Source organism: Xenorhabdus stockiae (assembly GCF_002632825.1).
Lineage (GTDB): Bacteria > Pseudomonadota > Gammaproteobacteria > Enterobacterales > Enterobacteriaceae > Xenorhabdus > Xenorhabdus stockiae.
Genome location: NZ_NJAJ01000004.1, coordinates 161785 through 183048, shown reverse-complemented (window position 1 = coordinate 183048; position 21264 = coordinate 161785). Strand labels below are relative to the sequence as shown.

Here is a 21264-nt window from a genome sequence, read left to right as displayed (position 1 = left end):
TTTATCATTAATTTTACGGGTTAACGGGACTTTGCTTTCCGCATTGTTGATGGCGCTGGTGGCGTTTTGATTGGCGGTATCTGCCAGTTTCATTGCCTGTGCGACGTCCTGCTGAATGGATGAAATCAGCGCATCGGTTTCAGTCTTGTTATAAGCATCCACATCCGCCGCGTTTAGATTGATATCATTGACCAGCTCTTTATGGTTGATCTTACGGGTTAGCGGAACTTTGTTTTCTGCCTCCTTGATGGCGGTATCCGCCAGTTTCATTGCCTGCACGACGTCCTGCTTAACGGGTGAAATCAGCGCATCGGTTTCAGTCTTGTTATAGGCATCTACGTCCGCTGCGATCAGGCGGATATCATTGACCAGCTCTTTATCATTAATTTTACGGGTTAACGGGACTTTGCTTTCCGCATTGTTGATGGCGCTGGTGGCATTTTGATTGGCGGTATCTGCCAGTTTCATTGCCTGCACGACGTCCTGCTTAACGGGTGAAATCAGCGCATCGGTTTCAGTCTTGTTATAGGCATCCACGTCCGCTGCGATCAGGCGGATATCATTGACCAGCTCTTTATCATTAATTTTACGGGTTAACGGGACTTTGCTTTCCGCATTGTTGATGGCGCTGGTAGCATTTTGGTTAGCGGTATCTGCCAGTTTCATTGCCTGTGCGACGTCCTGCTGAATGGGTGAAATCAGCGCATCGGTCTCGGCTTTGTTATAGGCATCTACGTCCGCTGCGTTTAGATTGATATCATTGACCAGCTCTTTATGGTTGATCTTACGGGTTAGCGGAACCCATTTATTCATGGCATTAACTTGGTCAGCTAAATTATAGGCTTTCTGGGCTAATTCATGGGTGGATTTCACAGCTTTGGATGTAGCTGCGTGAGCTTCGCTATTACTGTCTACAGCATTACTTAGAATGACAAAACCTTTATTTTTTAATGTGGCATCGGGATGATTACGACTTTCTGCATGATCTCTAATTTTCCCTCTGACATAACTACGAGTGGCGAGGCCAGAAATTAGTTCTGCTATCCAGCCAGTTAAATTTCTATCACCAATAGGTAAAACCATGCGAACTGTTTGTTCCTGCATTTGTGATTTGTACAGAGCAGCACAGTTTCCGACAGCGATTAGCGTATTATCTTCATCAAACAGGCCTATTTCTCGGATCCACCAGTTACCCTCAGTTTCCGGAATTATCTGCTCAACAATAATTTGGTTAGGGTTATTGGGATCGATGAATAGCCGGTCAATTTCTGCACGATGCTTTTCATTTATTAATTGGCTTTGATTGGCATGAGGTGTTGGTAAATGCCCATCACCAACAGCCATATGCGTGATTTCAAGCTTATTTCCTGAGGTTGCTGCATTTTCCAGTTTATTGGCGCCTGAATCCGTCAATAATGCAAAATATTTATTACTCATGTAACCCCCATATTTATGAATGACAAGTCAATGAAGTAAGACATACAATTGCATACGTAAGATTTTAAGGCTTAATTATCTGAAAATTCACATTAAATCGATATAATAAAATTTGTCAGAACTAAAAAAACCGACATTATGCCGGTTTTTTAGTAAGTCATATCTCTATTTAATAGATTATTCGACCATTTCTTTTTCCACTTTCAGCGATGTGATTTTCACTTTATTGATGCGGTGGCTAGTGATTTCCATCGGTTCAAAAAGATAATCACCGATCTTTAGCTGTTCGCCCAGTTGTGGAATATGTTGTAGATGCTCCATCAATAAGCCAGCCAGTGTCTGATATTCACGTTTCTCATCCAGCGGTAGCGGAACGTAAAGTACCAAGTCATCCAATGGCATAAAACCATTAGCAATCCAGTCCCCTTCTTCTGTAACCTGAATATCGTGGCGGGCATCAATTTCACCACTACCTACCGGTAAGTTTCCTGTAATCGTTTCTACTACGTCTGTGACCGTAACGATACCTTCAACAGAGCCGAACTCATCAACAACAAAGGCAAAATGCGTTTGAGCCTGACGGAATTGCTCTAATGCCTGAAGTAAGGAAAGAGACTCAGGAAAAATTAATGGCTGCTGTACTAACTGACGCAAATCGAAGGGATGATGAGTAAGCTGTTGATTAAGAATATCGATCACATGCACGACGCCCAGTGGTTCATCACTGGTTTTTTCATCTGTAACCACAATCCGGGTATGCGGTTTTTGTTTCAGTAGTACAGCCAGTTTGTCCATGGGTGAATGAACATCAAGGTAAACGACATCATGGCGTGAAGTCATGATGCTGCTGACAGTGCGTTGTGCAAGGCTAAGAACACGGGCAATCATTTGCCGTTCCTGTGGTTCAAAGACTTCTTTGTGCTCTTCATGATCTGCAATCAAATTAGATGCATGATCATCCAGATTCGCTCTTTCACGCTTACCATTTAAAATATGCAGAACCGCTTCTGCCGTTCTTTCACGTAATGAACGGGAAGCACTCAGAAATTTTCGGCGGTTGAACTGTGCAAATTGATTCAGTGCTTCAATTATAATAGAGAAGCCAATGGCGGCGTAAAGGTAGCCTTTGGGAATACGATAACCAAAGCCTTCTGCAACCAGACTGAAGCCGATCATTAACAGGAAGCTGAGACACAATATCACTATGGTCGGGTGAGCGTTGACAAACTTTGTCAGTGGTTTACTGGCCCATATCATCAGGATCATAGCAATAATAACAGCAGCGATCATGATACCAATGTGATCAACCATACCGACAGCAGTAATCACGGAGTCCAGTGAGAAAACCGCATCCAGAACAATAATCTGTACAACTACTGCCCAGAAACTTGCTCCTTTACGCTGTTGATTGGTATGCAGATTTTTTCCTTCCAGCCGTTCATTCAGTTCCATTGTTGCTTTAAAAAGCAGGAATATTCCCCCAATCAGCATAATTGAATCGCGGGCGCTGAATGAATGACCCCACAGAGTCAGCAATGGCGCTGTCAGGGAGACAAGCCAGGAGAGGCTGAATAAGAGGATAAGCCGCATTAACAGAGCACAGGATAAGCCGGTTAGTCTTGCCTTATCCCTTTGCTTTTCTGGTAGTTTATCTGCCAGAATGGCAATAAATATTAAGTTGTCAATGCCCAGAACAATTTCTAAAACGATAAGAGTGGCCAGACCTGCCCATATCGTCGGATCAGCGATCCATTCCATACAGTTTATTTTACCTTTTAGTGTGACGGCGTGTGCCGACTCCTGAATAATGAGGATTGACTGTCAAAATATCAATAGATGATTTATTGCGGCTGGAAATTTTTTCAGCAAAAAAACAGTATGACGATATCGATTGCATCAATAACTACCCCCAATGCCCATTCATGAGTTAACATGTGATCTCATTAACAAATTGTCTACTATATTTTGTTGTACTCAACATTGTTACATGTGCAACATTTTGGTAGATAGCAGTCATTATCAGACGGGAGTTATTCATGTCCAAACAACAGATCGGTGTTGTCGGTATGGCGGTTATGGGTCGCAATCTGGCGTTGAATATTGAAAGCCGTGGCTACTCTGTATCTATCTTCAACCGCTCCAGTGATAAAACTGATGAAGTTATCGCTGAAAATCCAGGGAAAAAATTAGTTCCAAGTTATTCCATTGAAGAGTTTGTCGATTCACTGGAAAAACCGCGTCGTATCCTGTTGATGGTTAAGGCCGGTGAAGCTACGGATAAAACTATTGCATCTCTGACGCCACACTTGGATAAGGGTGACATTCTGATTGATGGCGGCAATACCTATTTTCAGGATACTATCCGCCGTAACCGTGAATTATCTGCACAAGGTTTTAATTTCATCGGTACAGGGGTTTCTGGTGGTGAAGAAGGTGCATTGAAAGGCCCTTCAATTATGCCGGGTGGGCAGAAAGAAGCCTATGAGCTGGTTGCGCCGATTCTGAAAGAGATTGCTGCTCAGGTGGATGGTGAACCTTGTGTGACTTATATTGGTGCTGATGGTGCTGGTCACTATGTGAAAATGGTTCACAATGGCATTGAATATGGCGATATGCAGTTGATTGCTGAGGCTTACTCTTTACTGAAACATTCACTGAACCTGAGTAATCAGGAACTGGCAGAAGTATTCAGTGGCTGGAATGAAGGCGAACTGAGTAGTTATCTGATCGAAATTACTGCTGATATCTTCCGTAAGAAAGATGAAGAAGGTAAATATCTGGTTGATGTCATTCTGGATGAAGCCGCCAATAAAGGAACCGGTAAATGGACCAGCCAAAGTTCTCTTGATTTGGGTGTTCCGGTAACGTTGATTACTGAATCAGTTTTCGCACGTTACATTTCTTCACTGAAAGATCAGCGTGTTGCCGCATCTAAAGTTCTGTCAGGCCCAGAAACGCAGCCATTTGCAGGTGATAAAGCGGAATTTATTGAAAAAGTCCGTCGTGCGTTGTACTTAGGCAAAATTGTTTCTTATGCGCAAGGCTTCCAACAGCTGAAAGCCTCTTCCGATGAATACAATTGGGATCTGAATTATGGCGAGATCGCTAAGATCTTCCGTGCGGGTTGTATTATCCGTGCTCAGTTCCTGCAAAAAATCACGGATGCTTACAACGAAAATCCGGCTATTGCTAACCTATTGCTGGCACCTTATTTCAAACAAATTGCTGATGAATACCAACAAGCTCTGCGCGATGTCGTTTCTTATGGCGTACAGAATGGTATTCCAACTCCAACATTCTCTGCTGCCATCTCTTATTATGACAGCTACCGTTCCGCAGTCCTGCCAGCCAACCTGATTCAGGCACAGCGTGACTATTTTGGTGCGCATACCTACAAACGCACTGATAAAGAAGGTGTATTCCATACCGAGTGGTTAGAATAATAGAAAGTTAATATTTAACGATTATTATTCAAAAAGGTGCTGAACTATTCAGCACCTTTTTTACAGGTAATTTCCTAGTAGTAAATTCAGGGAAATGATTGCTATTTTAACAGCCAGTGGGCAACATGCTCCATCCAATGATCGAGATGAGCATCAAGCATATTGTTCAGTAATATGATGCAGGTAATAATAACCAGACCAAGCATTATCAAAATAAACAATTTATTCATAGGATAATTACTCATCTTGTCTGGTTGAATTATAGCAGAACGTGAATTTTACCTAGGTTAAGTCTGGCTGATTAATCACTTTGCGAAATGCAATTAGCTCAGGCATAGCGATACGGCGGTAATCTTCAGTATTTAAAATGATTGATCGTTCCAGGCTGCCAGCGTTAAATGCCAATTCATCATAACGTTCGAATAAAAGTGGGTCGGCAATCAGCTTTAAATCAGGGTGAAAACTAAAGGGGGGAATGGCACCAAAAACACAGCGAGTTAATTCTGAAACCTCTTTCGGGCTTGCCAGTGATGCTCTGTTGCCACCTGCCTGCTTGGCCAGAACTGCCAGATCAGCCTGCTGATCGGCAGGTAAGATTGCCAGAATATATTGACGATAATTATTTCCCTTAACATGGCAGACTAAAGCTTTTGCCCCCTGACCTAACTGTGTCCCACGTATTTTTGCGACTTCTTCTGATTTCCCGCCAGTAGCATGTTCCATCACCCGATAACGGGCATGGTTAGTATCAAGTAAGGTAGTAAGGTGTTCAAAAATATCATTTTTTAACAAAATGCTCTCCTGATCCTGAATATTTTTAATTGTATTCATCTGATTATTAAATAAATTTTTATCCTTTTGAAGTTTAGTGAATTTCCGTTTATTTTTTATTCCTACACTTGTGATGGTTGATTTGAGTCAAAATAACTGACGTGGATAAGTGAGAAATTATAAATCACTTCTCTTATTCAATATTTGAGATACCTCAGTAAAACCTAAGGAGTTCCTAATGGCAATATCAACTTTCTTTATCCCACCAGTGAATAAAATCGGTGAAGGATGTCTGAATGAGGCCATTCAGTTAGCAAAAACTTATGGTTACAAACGGGCGTTGATTGTTACTGACCGAGTACTGAACGAGATTGGTGTTGTTGGGAAAGTTCAGAATTTATTGACTAATATAGGGATAAAAAGTGCGCTTTATGATGGAACGAATCCTAACCCAACTACGATTAATGTTGAAGAAGGGTTGGAGATTTTGCATCAGCATAGTTGCGATTTTGTGATTTCGCTGGGGGGTGGTTCGCCGCATGACTGTGCTAAAGGTATTGCATTGGTTGCGGCAAATGGCGGAGATATCCGCGATTATGAAGGAGTTGATGTTTCTGCAAAACCTCAGTTGCCGTTGATAGCGATCAATACCACAGCAGGTACAGCTTCTGAAATGACACGTTTTTGTATTATCACGGACGTAGAGCGCCACATCAAAATGGCGATTGTGGATAAAAACGTGACGCCTATTTTATCCGTGAATGACCCTTCTCTGATGATTGGTATGCCGAAAGGGCTGACCGCAGCGACAGGGATGGATGCGCTGACTCATGCAGTTGAAGCTTATGTATCTACGGCGGCCAACCCTATTACTGATGCCTGTGCGTTGAAAGCGGTGGAAATGATCAGCAGTTATTTACGTCGTGCTGTTGAAAATGGCAGTGATGTGGAAGCACGGGAAAATATGGCTTATGCCCAATTTTTAGCGGGTATGGCATTCAATAATGCCTCTTTGGGGTATGTTCACGCGATGGCTCACCAGTTGGGTGGTTTCTATGATTTACCACATGGTGTCTGTAATGCAGTTTTGTTGCCCCATGTACAGCGCTTTAATGCAAAAGTTGCAGCACCCCGCCTGAAAGATATTGCAGCTGCGATGGGAGTAAATGTCGAGAATGTTTCTGACCAGGAAGGCGCGGAAGCCTGTATTCGGGAAATCCGCCGATTAGCAAAAGATGTCAATATTCCAGCGGGATTAACTGAATTGAACGTCAAAGTGGAAGATTTGCCTGTATTGTCATCTAATGCACTAAAAGATGCTTGTGGGTTCACTAACCCAATTCAGGCATCACATGAAGAGATTGTGGCCATTTTCGAAGAGGCTATGTAGCTATCCAGCTAGAGATAGGCCTTAGTCATAAAATGCCACTTCGTTTTATTCGGTTGCTGTCATTTAACGAAGTGGCTCTGTTTTCTGAACTTTATTCCTGAGCAGAAAAGGGCGCGTTATCTTTAACTGAATGCCTTTTTTGTAATTGACGGATAATACAGCTCAGATCTAAATTTTGATCTTGGAGTAACACCAACAGATGGTAGAGTAAATCAGCCGCTTCATTGGTGAGTTCTTCCCGGTCATTTACAGTTGCTGCTAATGCGGTTTCTACACCTTCTTCTCCTACTTTTTGTGCAATGCGTTTTGTTCCGCTGGCATACAGGCGGGCGGTATAGGAGCTATCGGGAGATGCATTTTTCCGGCTTGCCAGTAATTGCTCTAATTGATAAAGAAAACCCCATTGTGTTTGTGCTGGGCCAAAGCAGCTTTCAGTCCCTTTATGGCAGGTTGGGCCGATAGGATTGGCAAGGATAAGCAGAGTATCGTTGTCACAGTCAGGATAAATCTCGGATAACTCCAGAAAGTGACCAGAACTTTCACCTTTCATCCATAACCGTTGTTTGGTACGTGAAAAGAAGGTGACTTTTCCGGAATTTAGCGTTGCATTCAGGGCTTCTCTATTCATATATCCCATCATTAGTACGGTACCAGATACAGCATGCTGCACGATCACGGGCATCAGGTTATCGACTTTTTCCCAGTCTAATTTTTCGATTTCCTGCGATGTTAATGGTGATATCGTTAACATATTCTTACCTCAACCCCTTGTTCCGCCAGATATTGTTTGAGTTCGCCAATGTTAATAATATGCTTATGGAAAACCGAAGCAGCCAAGGCGCCATCAACGTTGGCCTGTTTAAAGGCGTCCAGAAAATGAACCGGAGCGCCGGCTCCTCCTGATGCAATCAAAGGCACGGAACAGATTTCCCGAATTTGTTTAAGCTGGGTAAGATCATAACCATTACGAACGCCATCCTGATTCATCATATTCAGGACAATTTCACCGGCTCCACGTTGCTGTACTTCCCTGACCCAATCCAGAGTCTGCCACGCAGTTGCTGTGGTGCGTTTTTCATCTCCGGTGAACTGATATACCTGATAGTTATTATTTTTTTCATCAAACCACGTATCGATGCCGATTACGATACATTGCACTCCATAGCGATCAGCTAGGCGGTTAATTAAAGAAGGGTCTGACAGGGCAGGGGAGTTAATAGAAATCTTATCTGCACCAAATGATAAAATTTGCCCGGCATCTTCGACTGTTTTGATCCCGCCAGCGACGCAGAATGGGATATTGATTACTTCAGCCACTTTTGCAACCCAGCTTTTATCCACAACACGACCATCAGAAGAGGCGGTAATATCATAAAATACCAGTTCATCAGCCCCTTCCTGAGCATAGCGTTGTGCAAGAGGCACGATATCACCAATAATTTCATGATTGCGGAATTGTACCCCTTTGACTACCTGCCCATCACGAACATCAAGGCAGGGAATTATGCGTTTTGCCAGCATTGGATTGCCTCCTTCAGTGTAAATTTTCCTTCAAGCAACGCGCGCCCGACAATGACACCCGTAACACCGGATGCAGGCAGAGAAGAAATATCGGCCAGACTGCCAACGCCTCCGGATGCTTGAAATGCAACTTGTGGATAGCGTTGGCTAATCTCTTGATAGAGTAAAATATTAGAACCGTTCAATGTGCCATCGCGGGAAATGTCAGTACACAGAACATGTTTCAGACCAATAGGGAGATATTGGTCAACGACCTGTTCCAGTGTTGCTTCGCTGCTTTCCTGCCAGCCACTGATAGCAACTCGCTTAATGCCATCTGTATTGATGCGGACATCCAGCGCTAATACAATGGATTCCGCACCATAATTCTCAAACCACTGCTTAACTAACGCTGGCTGAGTGATAGCAGTTGAACCTATAACAACCCGGCTTGCTCCGGCTTCAAGGAGCGCAGCAACATCGCTTTCTGAGCGGATCCCCCCTCCTACCTGCACTGGAACCGATACGCCAGATAGTAGTTCGCGTAACAGTGAAATCTGGCGTTTGGCAGGATCTTTCGCTCCGGTCAAATCCACCAAATGCAGCAGTTTAGCTCCTGTCTGTTCGTATTCCTGTAAACGGGATAAGGGAGAACTACCGTAATTTCGACACTGACCATAATTCCCCTGATGTAAACGTACAACATTGCCATCGATTAAATCTAATGCAGGTATAATCATGGGGTTACATCTCCAGAAAGTTTTTTAATAGCTGTTCTCCTGCTGCACCAGAACGCTCAGGATGAAATTGGACACCAAAAAAATTGTGTTTTGAAATAGCGCTGCTAAACAAGCTGCCATAATCTGTTTGAGCAATGGTGTATTCACCAACGGGCAGTGCGTAGCTGTGAACAAAATAAAAATAGGCGTTATTTTCAATGCCATGAAACAGAGGATTCCCTGATGGAAAATTAACCTGATTCCAGCCCATATGCGGTAATGGCAGGCCAGAAGTTGCCATTTTTTTAACAGGAGCGTTGATTAATTTCAGTAGTGGGATATTACCGCCTTCTTCGCTGCTTTCAGCCAGAAGCTGCATGCCTAGGCAAATACCCAAAACAGGCTGAGTAAGAGAAATGATCAGAGGGATTAACTCCCGTTGTTGTAGCTGGGCCATTGCAGTGGCAGCGGTGCCGACACCCGGCAAGAGCAATTTTTCTGCTGATTTCACAACATCTGCATCAAGGCTGATTATTGGGTCATACCCTAACCGACGAATGGCGTAGTCAACCGAAGCAAGGTTGGCACAGCCGGTGTCCAAAATAACAACTTTCATCATCATTCTCTCTTATAAAACGCCTTTAGAGCTGGGTAGGGTATCGCCTTCGACGCGGATAGCCTGCCGCAGTGTGCGACCAAAAACTTTGAACAGACTTTCGGCACGATGGTGATCGTTTTTACCTTTGGTTTTCAGATGTAAAGTACATCCCATGGTATAAGAGAGTGAGCGGAAAAAATGTTCGATCATTTCTGTGCTCAAATCCCCGACACGCTGATGTTTGAACTCAGCTTTATATTCAAGGTGTGGTCTGCCGGAAATATCCAGCGCACATCGGGCAAGGCATTCATCCATTGGAAGAGTAAAACCGAAACGGGCAATACCGAGTTTGTCACCCAATGCCTGTTTCAGCGCTTCCCCCAGAGCAAGGCCTGTATCTTCAACAGAGTGGTGATCATCAATATAAAGATCACCATCAACTTGAATGTTCATACGAAAACCACCATGAGTGGCAATTTGATCCAACATATGGTCAAAGAAGCCTACCCCTGTATTAATGCGGCTTTTTCCTTCACGATCCAGCCAGACTTCAATATTGATGGCTGTTTCTTTGGTTGTGCGGTTTACACTGGAATAACGATCCTTGCGGGTTAAGTGCTCACAAATTGCTGACCAGCCGAATGATTCAGGCTGATAGTGAAGACCCTGAATTCCCATATTCCGGGCTAATTGCAGATCTGTTTCCCGATCACCGATAACGTAACTATTTTTTTTATCCAACATTCCATCAGCCAGATATTTTTCTACTAACCCGAGTTTTGGCTTACGACAGTTACAGTTATCTGCGGGTTTGTGAGGGCAGATTAATATTTCTTCAAACTGAATTCCCTGTGAAGAAAATACCTGCATCATCAGTGCGTGAGGTGGTTCAAAATCAGTCATCGGAAAGCTGTCTGTACCTAGTCCATCCTGATTAGTGACCATGACCAGCTTATAACCGGATTTCTGTAAGGCTAACAGAGCAGGGATCACCCCGGATTCAAATGCCAGCTTATCAAGGCGATCAACCTGATAATCCGTTGGTGGTTCAGTGATTAACGTGCCATCGCGGTCAATAAAAAGTATTTTCTGGCTCATGGATTCTCTGTTTCCTGTACTTGTTGATTTTGTTTGCAAAGAGCGTCAATGGCGGTGATCAGTTGCTCACATTCACGACGACTGCCAACAGTAATTCGCAGGCAATTTTCCAGCTCCGGTTGCTTTTGTTGATCACGAAGAATAATGCCCTGATCCCATAATGCCCTGAATACAAATTCAGCATTGGTGAACCTCACCAGAATATAGTTAGTCTCACTGGGAAATACTTTCTCCACTAATATCAGCTTATCAAGTGCGTCCTGTAGATAAGCGCGATTGGCAATAATTTCTTCTACCCGCTCCTGCATTACCCGTATGCCTGATGCTGTTAAAGCCTGTGCCGCGATATCTGCAACAGGTGTAGCAATGGGATATGGAGCGATCACTTTCAACATTAGCGCGATAATATCGGCAGAAGCCAGCGTAAATCCACAACGCAGCCCTGCTAAAGCAAAAGCTTTCGAGAGGGTTCGCAAAATTACCAGATGTGGATACTCTTTTAGCCAGCGAGTGGTAGTATTCTGCAGGCTGAATTCGATATAGGCTTCATCAATAGCAACGATGGCACGATTACGGGCCAGTTCGAGGATCTGGCGTAACGTAGAGGGAGCAATCAAATTACCTGTTGGGTTATTCGGGCTACAGATATAGATTAATTTGACGCGATCCAGATTATTTTTGATGGCCGTTATATTTGGCTGCCAGTCTGTGCCCGCGAGGATCTTTTTCTGTGCGACACCGAAGGTTTCAGCGCTGACACTGTACATGCCATAGGTTGGTGGACAAAACATAACTGCATCTTTGCCCGGCTCACAAAAAATACGTATCAGCAGTTCGATTGCTTCATCCGCTCCTCGGCTGACAAGTACTTGTTCTGGTTGCAGGCCAGCATAATCAGCATAGCGCTGAATAACTGTCGCAGGCTGGCATTCAGGGTAACGGTTGAGTGTTTTTTCAGAGAACTGAAAATCAGGTGCGGCGTGATATTCATTGGCATTTAACCAAATATCACCATTGCCACCCAAACGACGGGCTGACATATAAGGGACTAATTTGCGGATATTTTCTCTTGCCAGTGAAGTGACATCAAAAACAGTGCTCATTAATTACTCCTTAGCCTGAGAGCTAGTGTTTGCATTATTGTTTGTATTATCAGGATTATTTAAGGCAGCGATGCGTAATGTAACTGCATTTTTGTGTGCAGTGAGTTGCTCTGCCTGTGCCAGTGTTTCGATGGTTGGAGCCAGTTTTTTCAGGCCCTGTGGCGTTAGCTTCTGTACGGTCATTCTTTTCAAAAAGTCCGCCAGCCCAAGGCTTGAGTAGGTAGAGGTGTAGCCGTAAGTGGGCAAAACGTGATTGGTACCGGAGGCATAATCTCCCGCAGATTCCGGTGACCAGTCGCCGAGAAAAATGGAACCGGCGCTGGTAATTTTATCTACAAGCTGTTCCGGTTGCCGTGTCTGGATAATCAAATGTTCAGGGCCATATTGATTGCTGATCGCCACACATTGGGCGATATCGTCAGCGACGATAATCCGGCTGGACTGTAAGGCTTGTATTGCAATTTGTTGGCGTTGCAGGGTTGGGAGCTGTTTTTCAATTTCACGGATAACTTCCCCGGCATAGTTTTCGTCAGGTGTAACGAGTATGACTTGCGAGTCTGGCCCGTGTTCTGCCTGTGAAAGTAGATCTGCTGCTGTGAATACGGGATTGGCACCACTATCAGCGATCACCAGTACTTCAGAAGGGCCAGCAGGCATATCAATGGCCGCACCGTCAATACGTTGACTGACCTGTTTTTTAGCTTCGGTCACCCATGCGTTACCCGGACCAAAAATTTTATCTACTTTGGGAACCGATTCTGTGCCAAATGCCATTGCTGCAATAGCCTGAGCACCACCAATCTGGAAGATATCACTGATACCGCATAGTTGCGCAGCATAGAGTATTTCATTCGCAATAGGTGGTGGAGAACACAGAGTTACTTTACGACACCCGGCAATGCTGGCAGGGATCCCCAGCATCAGTACCGTAGAAGGCAGTGGTGCAGAGCCGCCGGGAATATAGAGCCCTACAGAATCAATTGGCCGTGTGATTTGTTGGCAACACACACCGGGCATAGTTTCTACTTCAATTACCACAGGTTTTTGCGCTTCATGAAACAGACGAATGTTATCCATTGCCTGCTGGATAGCCTGCCGGATTTCCGTTGTCAGGTGCTTACCTGCAGAATTAATCTCCTCTTTTGGGACTCGGACTGCATCAATTGTTGTGTTGTCAAAACGCTGGCTGTATTCCTGTAACACGTTATCACCGCGCTCTTTAACGGCTTCCAGAATCTGTTTCACCGTATATGTAATATCTTCAGATGCGGCGACAGCAGGGCGGGTCAGCAACATTCTTTGCTGCTTCGGTGTATATGCCTGCCAATGGATAATGGTGCTAAAATCGACAATACTGACATTGGTGCTCATCGGGCTTACTCCATCATTTTTTCGATTGGTAAAACCAGAATAGAACTGGCTCCCAGTGCCTTGAGTTTTTCCATAGTTTCCCAGAACAGTGTCTCACTGCTTACCATATGCATGGCTACACGATTCTGCGCTCCGGCCAGCGGCAAAATTGTGGGACGTTCTGCGCCCGGTAACAGATCGATGATTTCTTCCAGTTTGTCACTTGGTGCATGTAGCATGATGTATTTGGATTCACGAGCCTGAATCACACCCTGAATACGAGTCATCAATTTATTGATCAGCTGTTGTTTAGCGTCCGGCATTTCGCCATCACGTTGGATCAGGCAGGCTTTTGAGCGATAGATGACTTCTACTTCCCGTAATCCATTTGCTTCCAGTGTTGCACCGGTTGAAACCAGATCACAGATGGCATCAGCTAATCCAGCCCTTGGAGCAACTTCAACTGAGCCATTGAGCAGGCAAGGTTTGAATTGAATGCCTTTTTTATCCAGATAGCGCTTTAGTAAGTGTGGATAAGATGTAGCAATGCGTGAATTTTGTAAGCATTCCACCCCTGTATAGTTGTAATCAAGAGGAGCAGCAAGAGAAAGACGGCAAGCGCCAAAATCAAGACGGCGTAATGTGGTATAACGGGGGGCATCCCCTTGTGCCCGGCGGCTCAGTAACTCTTCTTCCAGTACGTTTTCACCAATAATACCTAAATCAACAATGCCATCCATCACGAGGCCCGGAATATCATCGTCACGGACACGAAGGATATCGATAGGCATATTTTCCGCGAAAGCAATTAATCTCTGTTGTTGCAAATTGATTTTGATACCACAGCGTGCCAGTAATTCTCTGGAATCATCACTCAGGCGCCCTGATTTTTGCATGGCTATCCGCAAGCGTGTTTTATCTAACATGTTATGTCTACCCTATATATAAATCAGAATATTTTCTGTAGCTCGAAATTTATTTGACTCGGGATTTATTAGGTATAAAAAAAACCCCCGGAAAATCTTCCGAGGGTTTTATCGTATTCATGCCTCCGGAAGACTTACTAAATGTCTTCCAGCACACAACAGCCTGAAAGACTAGTCAGGATGATGGTGATGATGATGGCTAAATTGAATACGATTCATAATATGTGTGTTCTCTGTTTGATATGATTTTTGTGTTATTTGTATCAAGGGCTATTTTGTGACTTCAAGGTAACTTTATGCTTAACTTTGTCTATATGCTGGCGTGGTTTGCCAGAATAAATAATAAACTGTCTGTCATTTAACCTATCTGATTCTATGTGTGAAAAGCAACCTTTTTTTCAAAAAAGTGACTTTTCGGTATTAACATTTTGTTTTGTAAGGAATTATAGTTTATCTCATTAATATATAGTTGATTAATATTTTTATGGGAATTATTTTACCGAATAATCAAAAGCATATGAGCTGGAGAGTATTATAGTGAAAAAGGTTTCAATTATCGGGCTGGGATGGCTGGGACTCCCATTAGCGCAAGCCCTGCAAGGGAGTGGTTTACAGGTCATTGGCAGTAAAACAACACCAGACGGGGTTGAAGCAGCATGTATGTGTGGTATTGATTGCCACTTATTAAACCTGATTCCTGAAATAGTCTGTACAGCTGATGAGCTTGAACAACTGATGTCAGTTGATGTATTGGTTCTGATGTTGCCAACCAGTGGTATCGCAGGAGGTGGTGTAGAGTATGTCAGAGCAATACAGTTACTTGTAGACACAGCACTTTCGCATTCTGTTCCTCATATTATTTTTACCAGCTCAACTTCCGTTTATGGCTCGTCTGTTGGTCACCTTAATGAAGATGCACCATTAGCTCCTGAAACTCAGTCAGCCAGAGTATTGGTTGAACTGGAAAATTGGCTGCATCAGTTACCCAATACTTCAGTTGATATTTTACGTTTGGCAGGATTGGTCGGTACGGGTCGCCACGCAGGGCGTTTTCTGGCAGGGCGGAAGGCAATTTCAGGAGGAGAAAATGCTGTTAATTTGGTTCATCAGGATGATGCTATCTCCGCCATTAAGTTGCTTATTCAGCATTCTGAAGGAGGAAATGTCTACAACCTATGTGCGCCTGTCCATCCTAAAAGGTCTGAATTTTACTCCCAGGCTTGTTGCCAGCTTAATCTGACTCCGCCAGAATTTTTACAGTCGGAAGATGAGGGATCGGAAAGCAACACTGAAAAATGTAAAATTGTGGATGGAAGCCGTATTTGCCGGGAACTGGGGTTCGAGTATCAGTATCCAGATCCCGGGAGTATGCCGATGAGTCTGTAATTAATTTATTTCGATCATAACGATTTTTTGGAATGCTGGCCTTTCGGTCATTAATTGATACCAGCGTTCTAAGTTTGGCAATGATGGGCGTTCAGTTACCACATTGATCCACGGGTAGATAAACGGAGCCAAGGCTATATCAGCCATGCCGAATTTATCACCGGAAAGGTATGTTTGTTGGCTTAATGCTTCATCGGCAATTTTCAGCAGTCTTTCTATTTCAGCTAAAGCCTGTGCGATGACTTTTTGATCACGCTGTGCCTCTGGTGTCCTGACAAGGCTTATCATGAGCTGTTTGATGGGGGAGAAGAGATTGCATCCAGTCCAGTCCATCCACTTTTCGATATTATATTTTTCTTTAATATCATTAGTATATAGAGTATTTTTGCCAAATTTTTCGACAAGGTAGCGAACGATCACATTTGATTCCCACAGAATAAAATCACCATCCTGTAAGCATGGAATTACTCCATTGGGGTTCATGTGTAAATAATTCGGGTCATCAAGCTTGCCAAATTTCCCTCCGATATCAATTTGCTGGTAAGGAATATTTAATTCCTCCAGACACCAAAGCACTTTTTTGACATTTGATGAATTTTTACGGCCCCAGACTGTCAGCATCATTTTCTCCTCAATATCAAGTTGTTTGATAATATGACAATAAATTCATAGAAATAACAGGAGAATCTTTGCGTTATTGGATTGGAGACTTATCCTATAACATCTATATTAATAGAAGTTTTGTATTTCAATTGTTGAATAGGATGTGGTTGTCAGAGAGAGAAGGTAGATGATAATGATGAAAAAAAGAGGTCATATTAAGAGAATAAAGTCTTTTACGGTGGGGCTGGGTGTTTTTTGGCTGGTGAGTACCAGCTTATATGCAATGGACGAACCAGCAGCACCTGAGGTTGATGCGAAATCTTATGTTTTAATGGATTATGCCAGCGGAAAAATTCTGGCATCAAATAATGCTGATGAACGCTTAGATCCTGCAAGTCTGACAAAAATGATGACCAGCTATGTAGTCGGGCAGGCGATGAAGTCAGGTAAAATCTCTCAGGATGATATGGTTACAGTGGGAAAGGATGCGTGGGCGACAGGTAACCCTGTGCTCAAAGGCTCATCTCTGATGTTCTTAAAACCGGGTGATAGAGTCAAAGTTATTGATTTGAATCGCGGGATTGTTATTCAGTCTGGTAATGATGCAAGTATTGCGCTGGCTGATTATGTTGCAGGAAGCCAGGATGCTTTTGTTGATTTGATGAATAAATATTCTCAGTCACTGGGGCTGACGAATACGCATTTTAAAACAGTGCATGGGTTAGATGCTTCAGGGCAGTATAGTACTGCGCGTGATATGGCTGTTTTGGGGCAGGCGATGATCCGTGATGTCCCTGAAGAATATGCGCTGAATAAAGAAAAAGAATTTACGTTTAACAAGATCCGCCAACCTAACCGCAACCGTTTGTTGTGGAATCAGAATATGAATGTGGATGGCATAAAAACAGGGCATACCAGTGGTGCGGGATATAATCTTGTCGCATCTGCAACGGAAGGCCCGATGCGCTTAATCTCGGTTGTTTTGGGAGCTTCCAGTGATCGAATGCGCTTTGTGGATAGTGAAAAGCTTCTGTCATGGGGTTTTCGTTTTTATGAAACGACGATCCCATTAAAAGCTGATGCAGTTTTTGTCACGCAAAAAGTATGGTATGGAACACGTTCGGAAGTAGCATTAGGTGTTGAAAAAGATGCCGCCGTTACTCTCTTGCGTGGGCAGGCCGGTAATTTGAAAGCGAGTTTCACCCTGAATCAGCCTGAGCTGGAAGCGCCATTGGCAAAAAATCAGGTTGTAGGAACCGTTAATTTTATGCTGGATGGGAAGGTAGTTGAACAGCACCCACTGGTAGTAAAAGAAGCGGTTGAGGAAACGGGATTTTTTGGTCGTATCTGGGATTTTATTGTGAAGATGGTTAGTGGCTGGTTTAATTCAATTTTCAGTTAATAAGTGATTTAAAAATACGAAAATATATACACTTCGTCTTTCAGGCTGCCTCTTTGTTGGCTGCGCTCGTTCACCCCAGTCACCGTTTTTATAAACATACGGTTATCTATGCGCCTGGGGATTACTGAGAGGCTTCTGCCTCTCACCGGAGGCCAGCCTTTGGCTGGGCAAATTCGTTCCCGACGAATTTGTTACTCTCTTGCTTGCCGTCGCGATGCAACTTGAAATCCATTGTGTATCATACAGCCAGAGCGATATAAAAATGCCAGTCCTAAAAAGAGACTGGCATTTTTTTCAGGAGGGCAACGCTAAAAAGTTGCCTGATATACTGGTTACATTACAGAGTAAACTGCGGCAGAAATCGCAATTGAACCTGTCACAATAACGAAGATATTGCTTGGCTTGCCTGCGTATTTACGCATAGCAGGTACTTTGTAAATGGCATACATTGGCATGATGAACAGGATCATGGCAATGATTGGGCCACCCAGAGATTCAATGATGTTCAGAATACTTGGGTTAAGAGTAGCAATAATCCATGCGCTGATCAGCATGAAGAGACTGGTGATTCGATTCAGCGTTTTGTGCTGAATAGATTTGCCTCGTGCGCTCATAGCTTTACTAACGATACCATTGAAACCTTCACGAGCACCCAGATAGTGACCAAGGAATGATTTGGTAATAGCGATAAAGGCAATGAATGGAGCAATATATTCAATGAGTGGTGTATTAAAGTGGTTAGCCAGATAAGACAGGATGGTAATGTTCTGTGCTTTTGCTTCTGCCAGATTCTCAGGTGATAGGCTGAGTACGCAGCTGAACACAAAGAACATGACTGTCAGTACCATCATGATATGAGCATAGCCCAGAATGCGTGAACATTTCTTTTCCGCATTCTCGCCGTATTCTTCACGTTTTGCTACAGCAAACGCAGAGATGATTGGAGAATGGTTGAAAGAGAAAACCATAACCGGAATAGCCAGCCACAGGGTGAACAGCAGGCCGTGACTGTTTGTGGAAGAAACAGCATTTTCCAGTGACAGTGTGTCAAAAATCGCAGTGTTCCAGTGAGGAACCAGGTACAGAGCCAGCAGCATTAATACAGTGACGAATGGGAATACCAATACGCTCATTGCTTTAACGATGGCTTGCTCACCGAAACGGATAATGCTCATAACGCCGAGAATCAGGACCAGTGCCAGCAGTGCGCGAGGAGGTGCATCCATATTCAGCTGGTGGATGATGAAACTTTCTACCGTATTGGTCAGTGCAACACTATAAACCAGCAGGATAGGGTAGATAGCAAAGAAGTAGAGGATAGTGATAAAAAAGCCGGCTACTTTCCCGAAATGCTCTTCTACTACGCCAGTAATATCTTCACCGCTATTTTTGCCGGACAGGACAAAACGACACATTCCCCGGTGAGCAAAAAATGTCATCGGAAGTGCGAGCAGAGCCATGATGATAAGTGGTATTAATCCGCCAATCCCGGCGTTTATGGGAAGAAACAGAACGCCAGCCCCGATGGCTGTACCATATAATCCCAACATCCATACAGTGTCTGATTTACGCCAGGTAGAGTAATCGCTTTTGCTGCCAGAAGCAGAGGATGCGATTGAACCTGCTTGAGATGTGTCCATAAATATCTCCGAAATAACGCGGTAAAGTAAAATTTAAAAACTACTAAACTCGCACATTAATAAAATGCGCGAGTTGGATTCGTTATATGAATAATAAATTGTCAAATGTTGAGCTGACGTTTATTTATACATGTTTATTTATATACTAATAATATTGTTTAAAATACAGTCATTTTAAACTAATGATCTGAGATCCCGTTTAGTCCTATTTTTGATATTTAAATCAAAATTCTTAACTACAGACATTTGCTAAGGGAAATATAATTATTTTTAGTAAAATGTACCGTGATCGCTCTCGCAATTGCAAGATTTATATCGTAAAGTTAATATGTTACGAATCTTTATGATGATGTTAATTAAATATTAAATAAAACGTAGCGGTAGAAAATGAAGATAATAAGTATCATAATTTAAATTTAAACTTTCTGTTCTGATTATGCGATTAATATAATCATTAAAATATTAACAAAATTTTTAAATTTGAAATTTTTAATTCCAATTAAAGTGGTTGATATTAGTTCTTATAATCTTAAATATAAATTTAATTTATTCTATTTAATTGTATCATGCTGAAATAAAAGTAAAATAATTCTGTTTTTTTGGTTTGAGTTAAGGTGTGAATTTTATGAATCGGAATTTGGTTATTAGTATTATAACTTAATAAACATCTTAATTTTAAACGGTCATCATATGAAAGGGAATTATCATTGGTTATTTTTTATGTAGAAAGAGTAATCATATTTCATTATGTGATGTTATATATAGCGAAGCGTTTTATGATGACTGAGAGGGCTTCATATCTATACCCTGCGTCTTTCAAGTTGTAGCTGACAAAACTACAACTTGAAATTTACTGGATATTTTTCCTTCTGAGGAAAAGATAAGCTAACTTTGCACCCAGCCTCTTTTAATCAAAAAGGAACAGAAGAATTGATAAAGAAAAGTTAGCTTATTTTGTAAAAATGCGCCGTATAGATGCCAGAATAGTTGGGAAAATGCACACCCCATCAGGCTGACCAAAAAAGCGCCAGCCATGTCAATTGGCCAATGAACGCCAACATAAACCCGGGCCCACACGATAGCACAAGCAATAACCATCAGACACAACCCTGACCAGATACGGTGCCAGAAAAGAAATGCCAGTGAGAACGTAAACACAGCTGTACCGTGGTTACTGGGGAATGAAGCTGTAGGCGCATGAGCGAGAAAGTTATAGCCAATCCCTTCAACAAACGGGCGGGCATGAGGAACAAGTGCTCCAATGATTGTTGATGCTGTTATGGCAAAGGCAAAAGCAATACAGGATTTACTGACAACAGCACGTTGATGTGAGATGGCCTCTTTTTTCCCCCAAAGCCAGAAAACTGCTAGTGTTATGGGATATACATACACCAGATATTTTGCAATAAAGATTGAAAACATGATCATGCCTGATGATGAATCTGGTGTCGCATTGATAAGGTTAAACAAATCGTGGTTCAGTTGTTCTAGCAAAATGAGCCTCACACGTGCCTTGGAGTAAAAATGTGATAACGTGTTTATCAATTTATCGGTAAAAACAATAATTTTAGCATGTGGATCAGTAAAGCGATATCGCCTTCATTTGTCATTTTATTTAATGATTGTTGCAGTTGGGTAGGTCAATAATGTATTCATGATATGGGATAAGTTGTTTTTCCCTCATTTAACACCCCGTATAAACAAAAAACCCGATAGTCTTTAACCAAAGGGGATGACTATCGGGCTCCTCAATATGGGGACATCAAAGAAAAGCAGTGGCACTAATTGAGACTGTACGAAAACCTGAAAGTTCTCACGATCGTAAAAAAATTACCGAATTTTTTCTACCTAGTAGGCTTTTTGAATGGTGTGGTCTGGAATTTCTTTTGGAATTAATG

At 42.8% G+C, this 21264-nt stretch carries 20 protein-coding genes and 1 other annotated feature; of the genes, 4 read left to right on the top strand and 16 right to left on the bottom strand.

From position 1 onward, the window contains the following. On the bottom strand, positions 1-1437 hold a 1437-nt coding region (locus tag Xsto_RS02950), incomplete at its 3' end, for a phage tail protein (RefSeq protein ID WP_099124050.1). 177 nt (positions 1438-1614) lie between these two features. Continuing rightward, a complete protein-coding gene (locus tag Xsto_RS02945) occupies positions 1615-3195 on the bottom strand; it encodes a TerC family protein (protein ID WP_099110657.1) in 1581 nt (526 codons plus the stop codon). A gap of 278 nt (positions 3196-3473) precedes the next feature. Here Xsto_RS02945 and gndA point away from each other — a divergent pair, with 278 nt between their 5' ends. Next, entirely contained in the window at positions 3474-4880 is a 1407-nt protein-coding gene (gndA, locus tag Xsto_RS02940) for an NADP-dependent phosphogluconate dehydrogenase (protein WP_099110658.1), read from the top strand. A 101-nt stretch (positions 4881-4981) separates the two neighbouring features. Here the strand turns inward: gndA and Xsto_RS22450 are convergent, their stop codons facing one another. Together Xsto_RS22450 and Xsto_RS02935 are read right to left on the bottom strand one after the other, a co-directional pair. Continuing rightward, on the bottom strand, positions 4982-5110 hold the full coding sequence (locus tag Xsto_RS22450; RefSeq protein WP_255398518.1) for a hypothetical protein: 129 nt from the start codon (positions 5108-5110) through the stop codon (positions 4982-4984). A 52-nt stretch (positions 5111-5162) separates the two neighbouring features. After that, entirely contained in the window at positions 5163-5711 is a 549-nt protein-coding gene (locus tag Xsto_RS02935; RefSeq protein WP_141554485.1) for a YbaK/prolyl-tRNA synthetase associated domain-containing protein, read from the bottom strand. A gap of 178 nt (positions 5712-5889) precedes the next feature. Between Xsto_RS02935 and yiaY the strand changes: the two genes are divergently transcribed. Then, complete coding sequence (gene yiaY / locus Xsto_RS02930) at positions 5890-7041, top strand: L-threonine dehydrogenase (protein WP_099124049.1); 1152 nt, start codon at positions 5890-5892, stop codon at positions 7039-7041. Positions 7042-7132: 91 nt separating this feature from the next. Here yiaY and hisIE read toward each other — a convergent pair whose 3' ends face one another. The 9 genes from hisIE to hisL all read right to left on the bottom strand — a co-directional run bounded on the left by hisIE (position 7133) and on the right by hisL (position 14554). Further along, positions 7133-7792, bottom strand: coding sequence for a bifunctional phosphoribosyl-AMP cyclohydrolase/phosphoribosyl-ATP diphosphatase HisIE (gene hisIE, locus Xsto_RS02925; protein ID WP_099124048.1), 660 nt, complete (start codon positions 7790-7792; stop codon positions 7133-7135). Beyond that, entirely contained in the window at positions 7786-8562 is a 777-nt protein-coding gene (gene hisF / locus Xsto_RS02920; RefSeq protein WP_099124047.1) for an imidazole glycerol phosphate synthase subunit HisF, read from the bottom strand. The genes hisIE and hisF overlap by 7 nt, the downstream gene beginning before the upstream one ends. Continuing rightward, positions 8544-9281, bottom strand: coding sequence for a 1-(5-phosphoribosyl)-5-[(5-phosphoribosylamino)methylideneamino]imidazole-4-carboxamide isomerase (hisA, locus tag Xsto_RS02915; protein ID WP_099124046.1), 738 nt, complete (start codon positions 9279-9281; stop codon positions 8544-8546). The genes hisF and hisA overlap by 19 nt, the downstream gene beginning before the upstream one ends. A 4-nt stretch (positions 9282-9285) precedes the next feature. Beyond that, positions 9286-9876, bottom strand: coding sequence for an imidazole glycerol phosphate synthase subunit HisH (gene hisH / locus Xsto_RS02910; protein WP_099124053.1), 591 nt, complete (start codon positions 9874-9876; stop codon positions 9286-9288). Between the two features lie 12 nt (positions 9877-9888). Further along, a complete protein-coding gene (gene hisB / locus Xsto_RS02905; RefSeq protein WP_099124045.1) occupies positions 9889-10956 on the bottom strand; it encodes a bifunctional histidinol-phosphatase/imidazoleglycerol-phosphate dehydratase HisB in 1068 nt (355 codons plus the stop codon). Continuing rightward, complete coding sequence (gene hisC, locus Xsto_RS02900; RefSeq protein ID WP_099110664.1) at positions 10953-12059, bottom strand: histidinol-phosphate transaminase; 1107 nt, start codon at positions 12057-12059, stop codon at positions 10953-10955. The genes hisB and hisC overlap by 4 nt, the downstream gene beginning before the upstream one ends. Before the next feature lie 3 nt (positions 12060-12062). Then, positions 12063-13430, bottom strand: a complete 1368-nt coding sequence (gene hisD / locus Xsto_RS02895) for a histidinol dehydrogenase (protein WP_099124044.1) — start codon at positions 13428-13430, stop codon at positions 12063-12065. A 5-nt stretch (positions 13431-13435) separates the two neighbouring features. Continuing rightward, positions 13436-14335 carry an ATP phosphoribosyltransferase gene (gene hisG, locus Xsto_RS02890; protein WP_099124043.1) on the bottom strand — a complete coding sequence of 300 codons (900 nt, stop codon included), beginning with the start codon at positions 14333-14335 and terminating at the stop codon, positions 13436-13438. Between the two features lie 75 nt (positions 14336-14410). Next, positions 14411-14531 (bottom strand) — a sequence feature (His leader region). After that, on the bottom strand, positions 14507-14554 hold the full coding sequence (gene hisL, locus Xsto_RS21030; protein WP_139837445.1) for a his operon leader peptide: 48 nt from the start codon (positions 14552-14554) through the stop codon (positions 14507-14509). Its footprint overlaps the feature before it by 25 nt. A 318-nt stretch (positions 14555-14872) precedes the next feature. On the opposite strand from hisL, the gene Xsto_RS02885 reads away from it, so the two are divergent. Beyond that, the gene (locus Xsto_RS02885; protein WP_099124042.1) at positions 14873-15721 is read left to right on the top strand and encodes an SDR family oxidoreductase; all 849 of its coding nucleotides are present in this window, start codon (positions 14873-14875) and stop codon (positions 15719-15721) included. Here the strand turns inward: Xsto_RS02885 and Xsto_RS02880 are convergent, their stop codons facing one another. Further along, entirely contained in the window at positions 15722-16342 is a 621-nt protein-coding gene (locus tag Xsto_RS02880) for a glutathione S-transferase family protein (RefSeq protein WP_099110668.1), read from the bottom strand. Positions 16343-16517: 175 nt separating this feature from the next. On the opposite strand from Xsto_RS02880, the gene Xsto_RS02875 reads away from it, so the two are divergent. Next, a complete protein-coding gene (locus Xsto_RS02875) occupies positions 16518-17726 on the top strand; it encodes a serine hydrolase (RefSeq protein ID WP_099110669.1) in 1209 nt (402 codons plus the stop codon). A gap of 332 nt (positions 17727-18058) precedes the next feature. On the opposite strand, the gene Xsto_RS02870 is transcribed toward Xsto_RS02875, so the two are convergent. Continuing rightward, entirely contained in the window at positions 18059-19366 is a 1308-nt protein-coding gene (locus tag Xsto_RS02870; protein WP_099110670.1) for an HAAAP family serine/threonine permease, read from the bottom strand. A gap of 885 nt (positions 19367-20251) precedes the next feature. Continuing rightward, the gene (ybjG, locus tag Xsto_RS02865) at positions 20252-20860 is read right to left on the bottom strand and encodes an undecaprenyl-diphosphate phosphatase (protein WP_099124052.1); all 609 of its coding nucleotides are present in this window, start codon (positions 20858-20860) and stop codon (positions 20252-20254) included. Positions 20861-21264 lie beyond the last annotated feature (404 nt).

What these genes read in the sequence shown, in the direction of transcription:
- yiaY (WP_099124049.1), top strand. Translation starts at nt 5,890, where the DNA reads ATGGCAATATCAACTTTCTTTATCCCACCAGTGAATAAAATCGGTGAA.
- hisD (WP_099124044.1), bottom strand. Translation starts at nt 13,430, where the DNA reads ATGAGCACCAATGTCAGTATTGTCGATTTTAGCACCATTATCCATTGG.
- hisA (WP_099124046.1), bottom strand. Translation starts at nt 9,281, where the DNA reads ATGATTATACCTGCATTAGATTTAATCGATGGCAATGTTGTACGTTTA.
- Xsto_RS02870 (WP_099110670.1), bottom strand. Translation starts at nt 19,366, where the DNA reads ATGGACACATCTCAAGCAGGTTCAATCGCATCCTCTGCTTCTGGCAGC.
- hisIE (WP_099124048.1), bottom strand. Translation starts at nt 7,792, where the DNA reads ATGTTAACGATATCACCATTAACATCGCAGGAAATCGAAAAATTAGAC.
- Xsto_RS02945 (WP_099110657.1), bottom strand. Translation starts at nt 3,195, where the DNA reads ATGGAATGGATCGCTGATCCGACGATATGGGCAGGTCTGGCCACTCTT.
- Xsto_RS02875 (WP_099110669.1), top strand. Translation starts at nt 16,518, where the DNA reads ATGATGAAAAAAAGAGGTCATATTAAGAGAATAAAGTCTTTTACGGTG.
- gndA (WP_099110658.1), top strand. Translation starts at nt 3,474, where the DNA reads ATGTCCAAACAACAGATCGGTGTTGTCGGTATGGCGGTTATGGGTCGC.
- hisC (WP_099110664.1), bottom strand. Translation starts at nt 12,059, where the DNA reads ATGAGCACTGTTTTTGATGTCACTTCACTGGCAAGAGAAAATATCCGC.
- hisB (WP_099124045.1), bottom strand. Translation starts at nt 10,956, where the DNA reads ATGAGCCAGAAAATACTTTTTATTGACCGCGATGGCACGTTAATCACT.
- Xsto_RS22450 (WP_255398518.1), bottom strand. Translation starts at nt 5,110, where the DNA reads ATGAATAAATTGTTTATTTTGATAATGCTTGGTCTGGTTATTATTACC.
- hisF (WP_099124047.1), bottom strand. Translation starts at nt 8,562, where the DNA reads ATGCTGGCAAAACGCATAATTCCCTGCCTTGATGTTCGTGATGGGCAG.
- hisG (WP_099124043.1), bottom strand. Translation starts at nt 14,335, where the DNA reads ATGTTAGATAAAACACGCTTGCGGATAGCCATGCAAAAATCAGGGCGC.
- hisH (WP_099124053.1), bottom strand. Translation starts at nt 9,876, where the DNA reads ATGAAAGTTGTTATTTTGGACACCGGCTGTGCCAACCTTGCTTCGGTT.
- Xsto_RS02880 (WP_099110668.1), bottom strand. Translation starts at nt 16,342, where the DNA reads ATGCTGACAGTCTGGGGCCGTAAAAATTCATCAAATGTCAAAAAAGTG.
- Xsto_RS02935 (WP_141554485.1), bottom strand. Translation starts at nt 5,711, where the DNA reads ATGAATACAATTAAAAATATTCAGGATCAGGAGAGCATTTTGTTAAAA.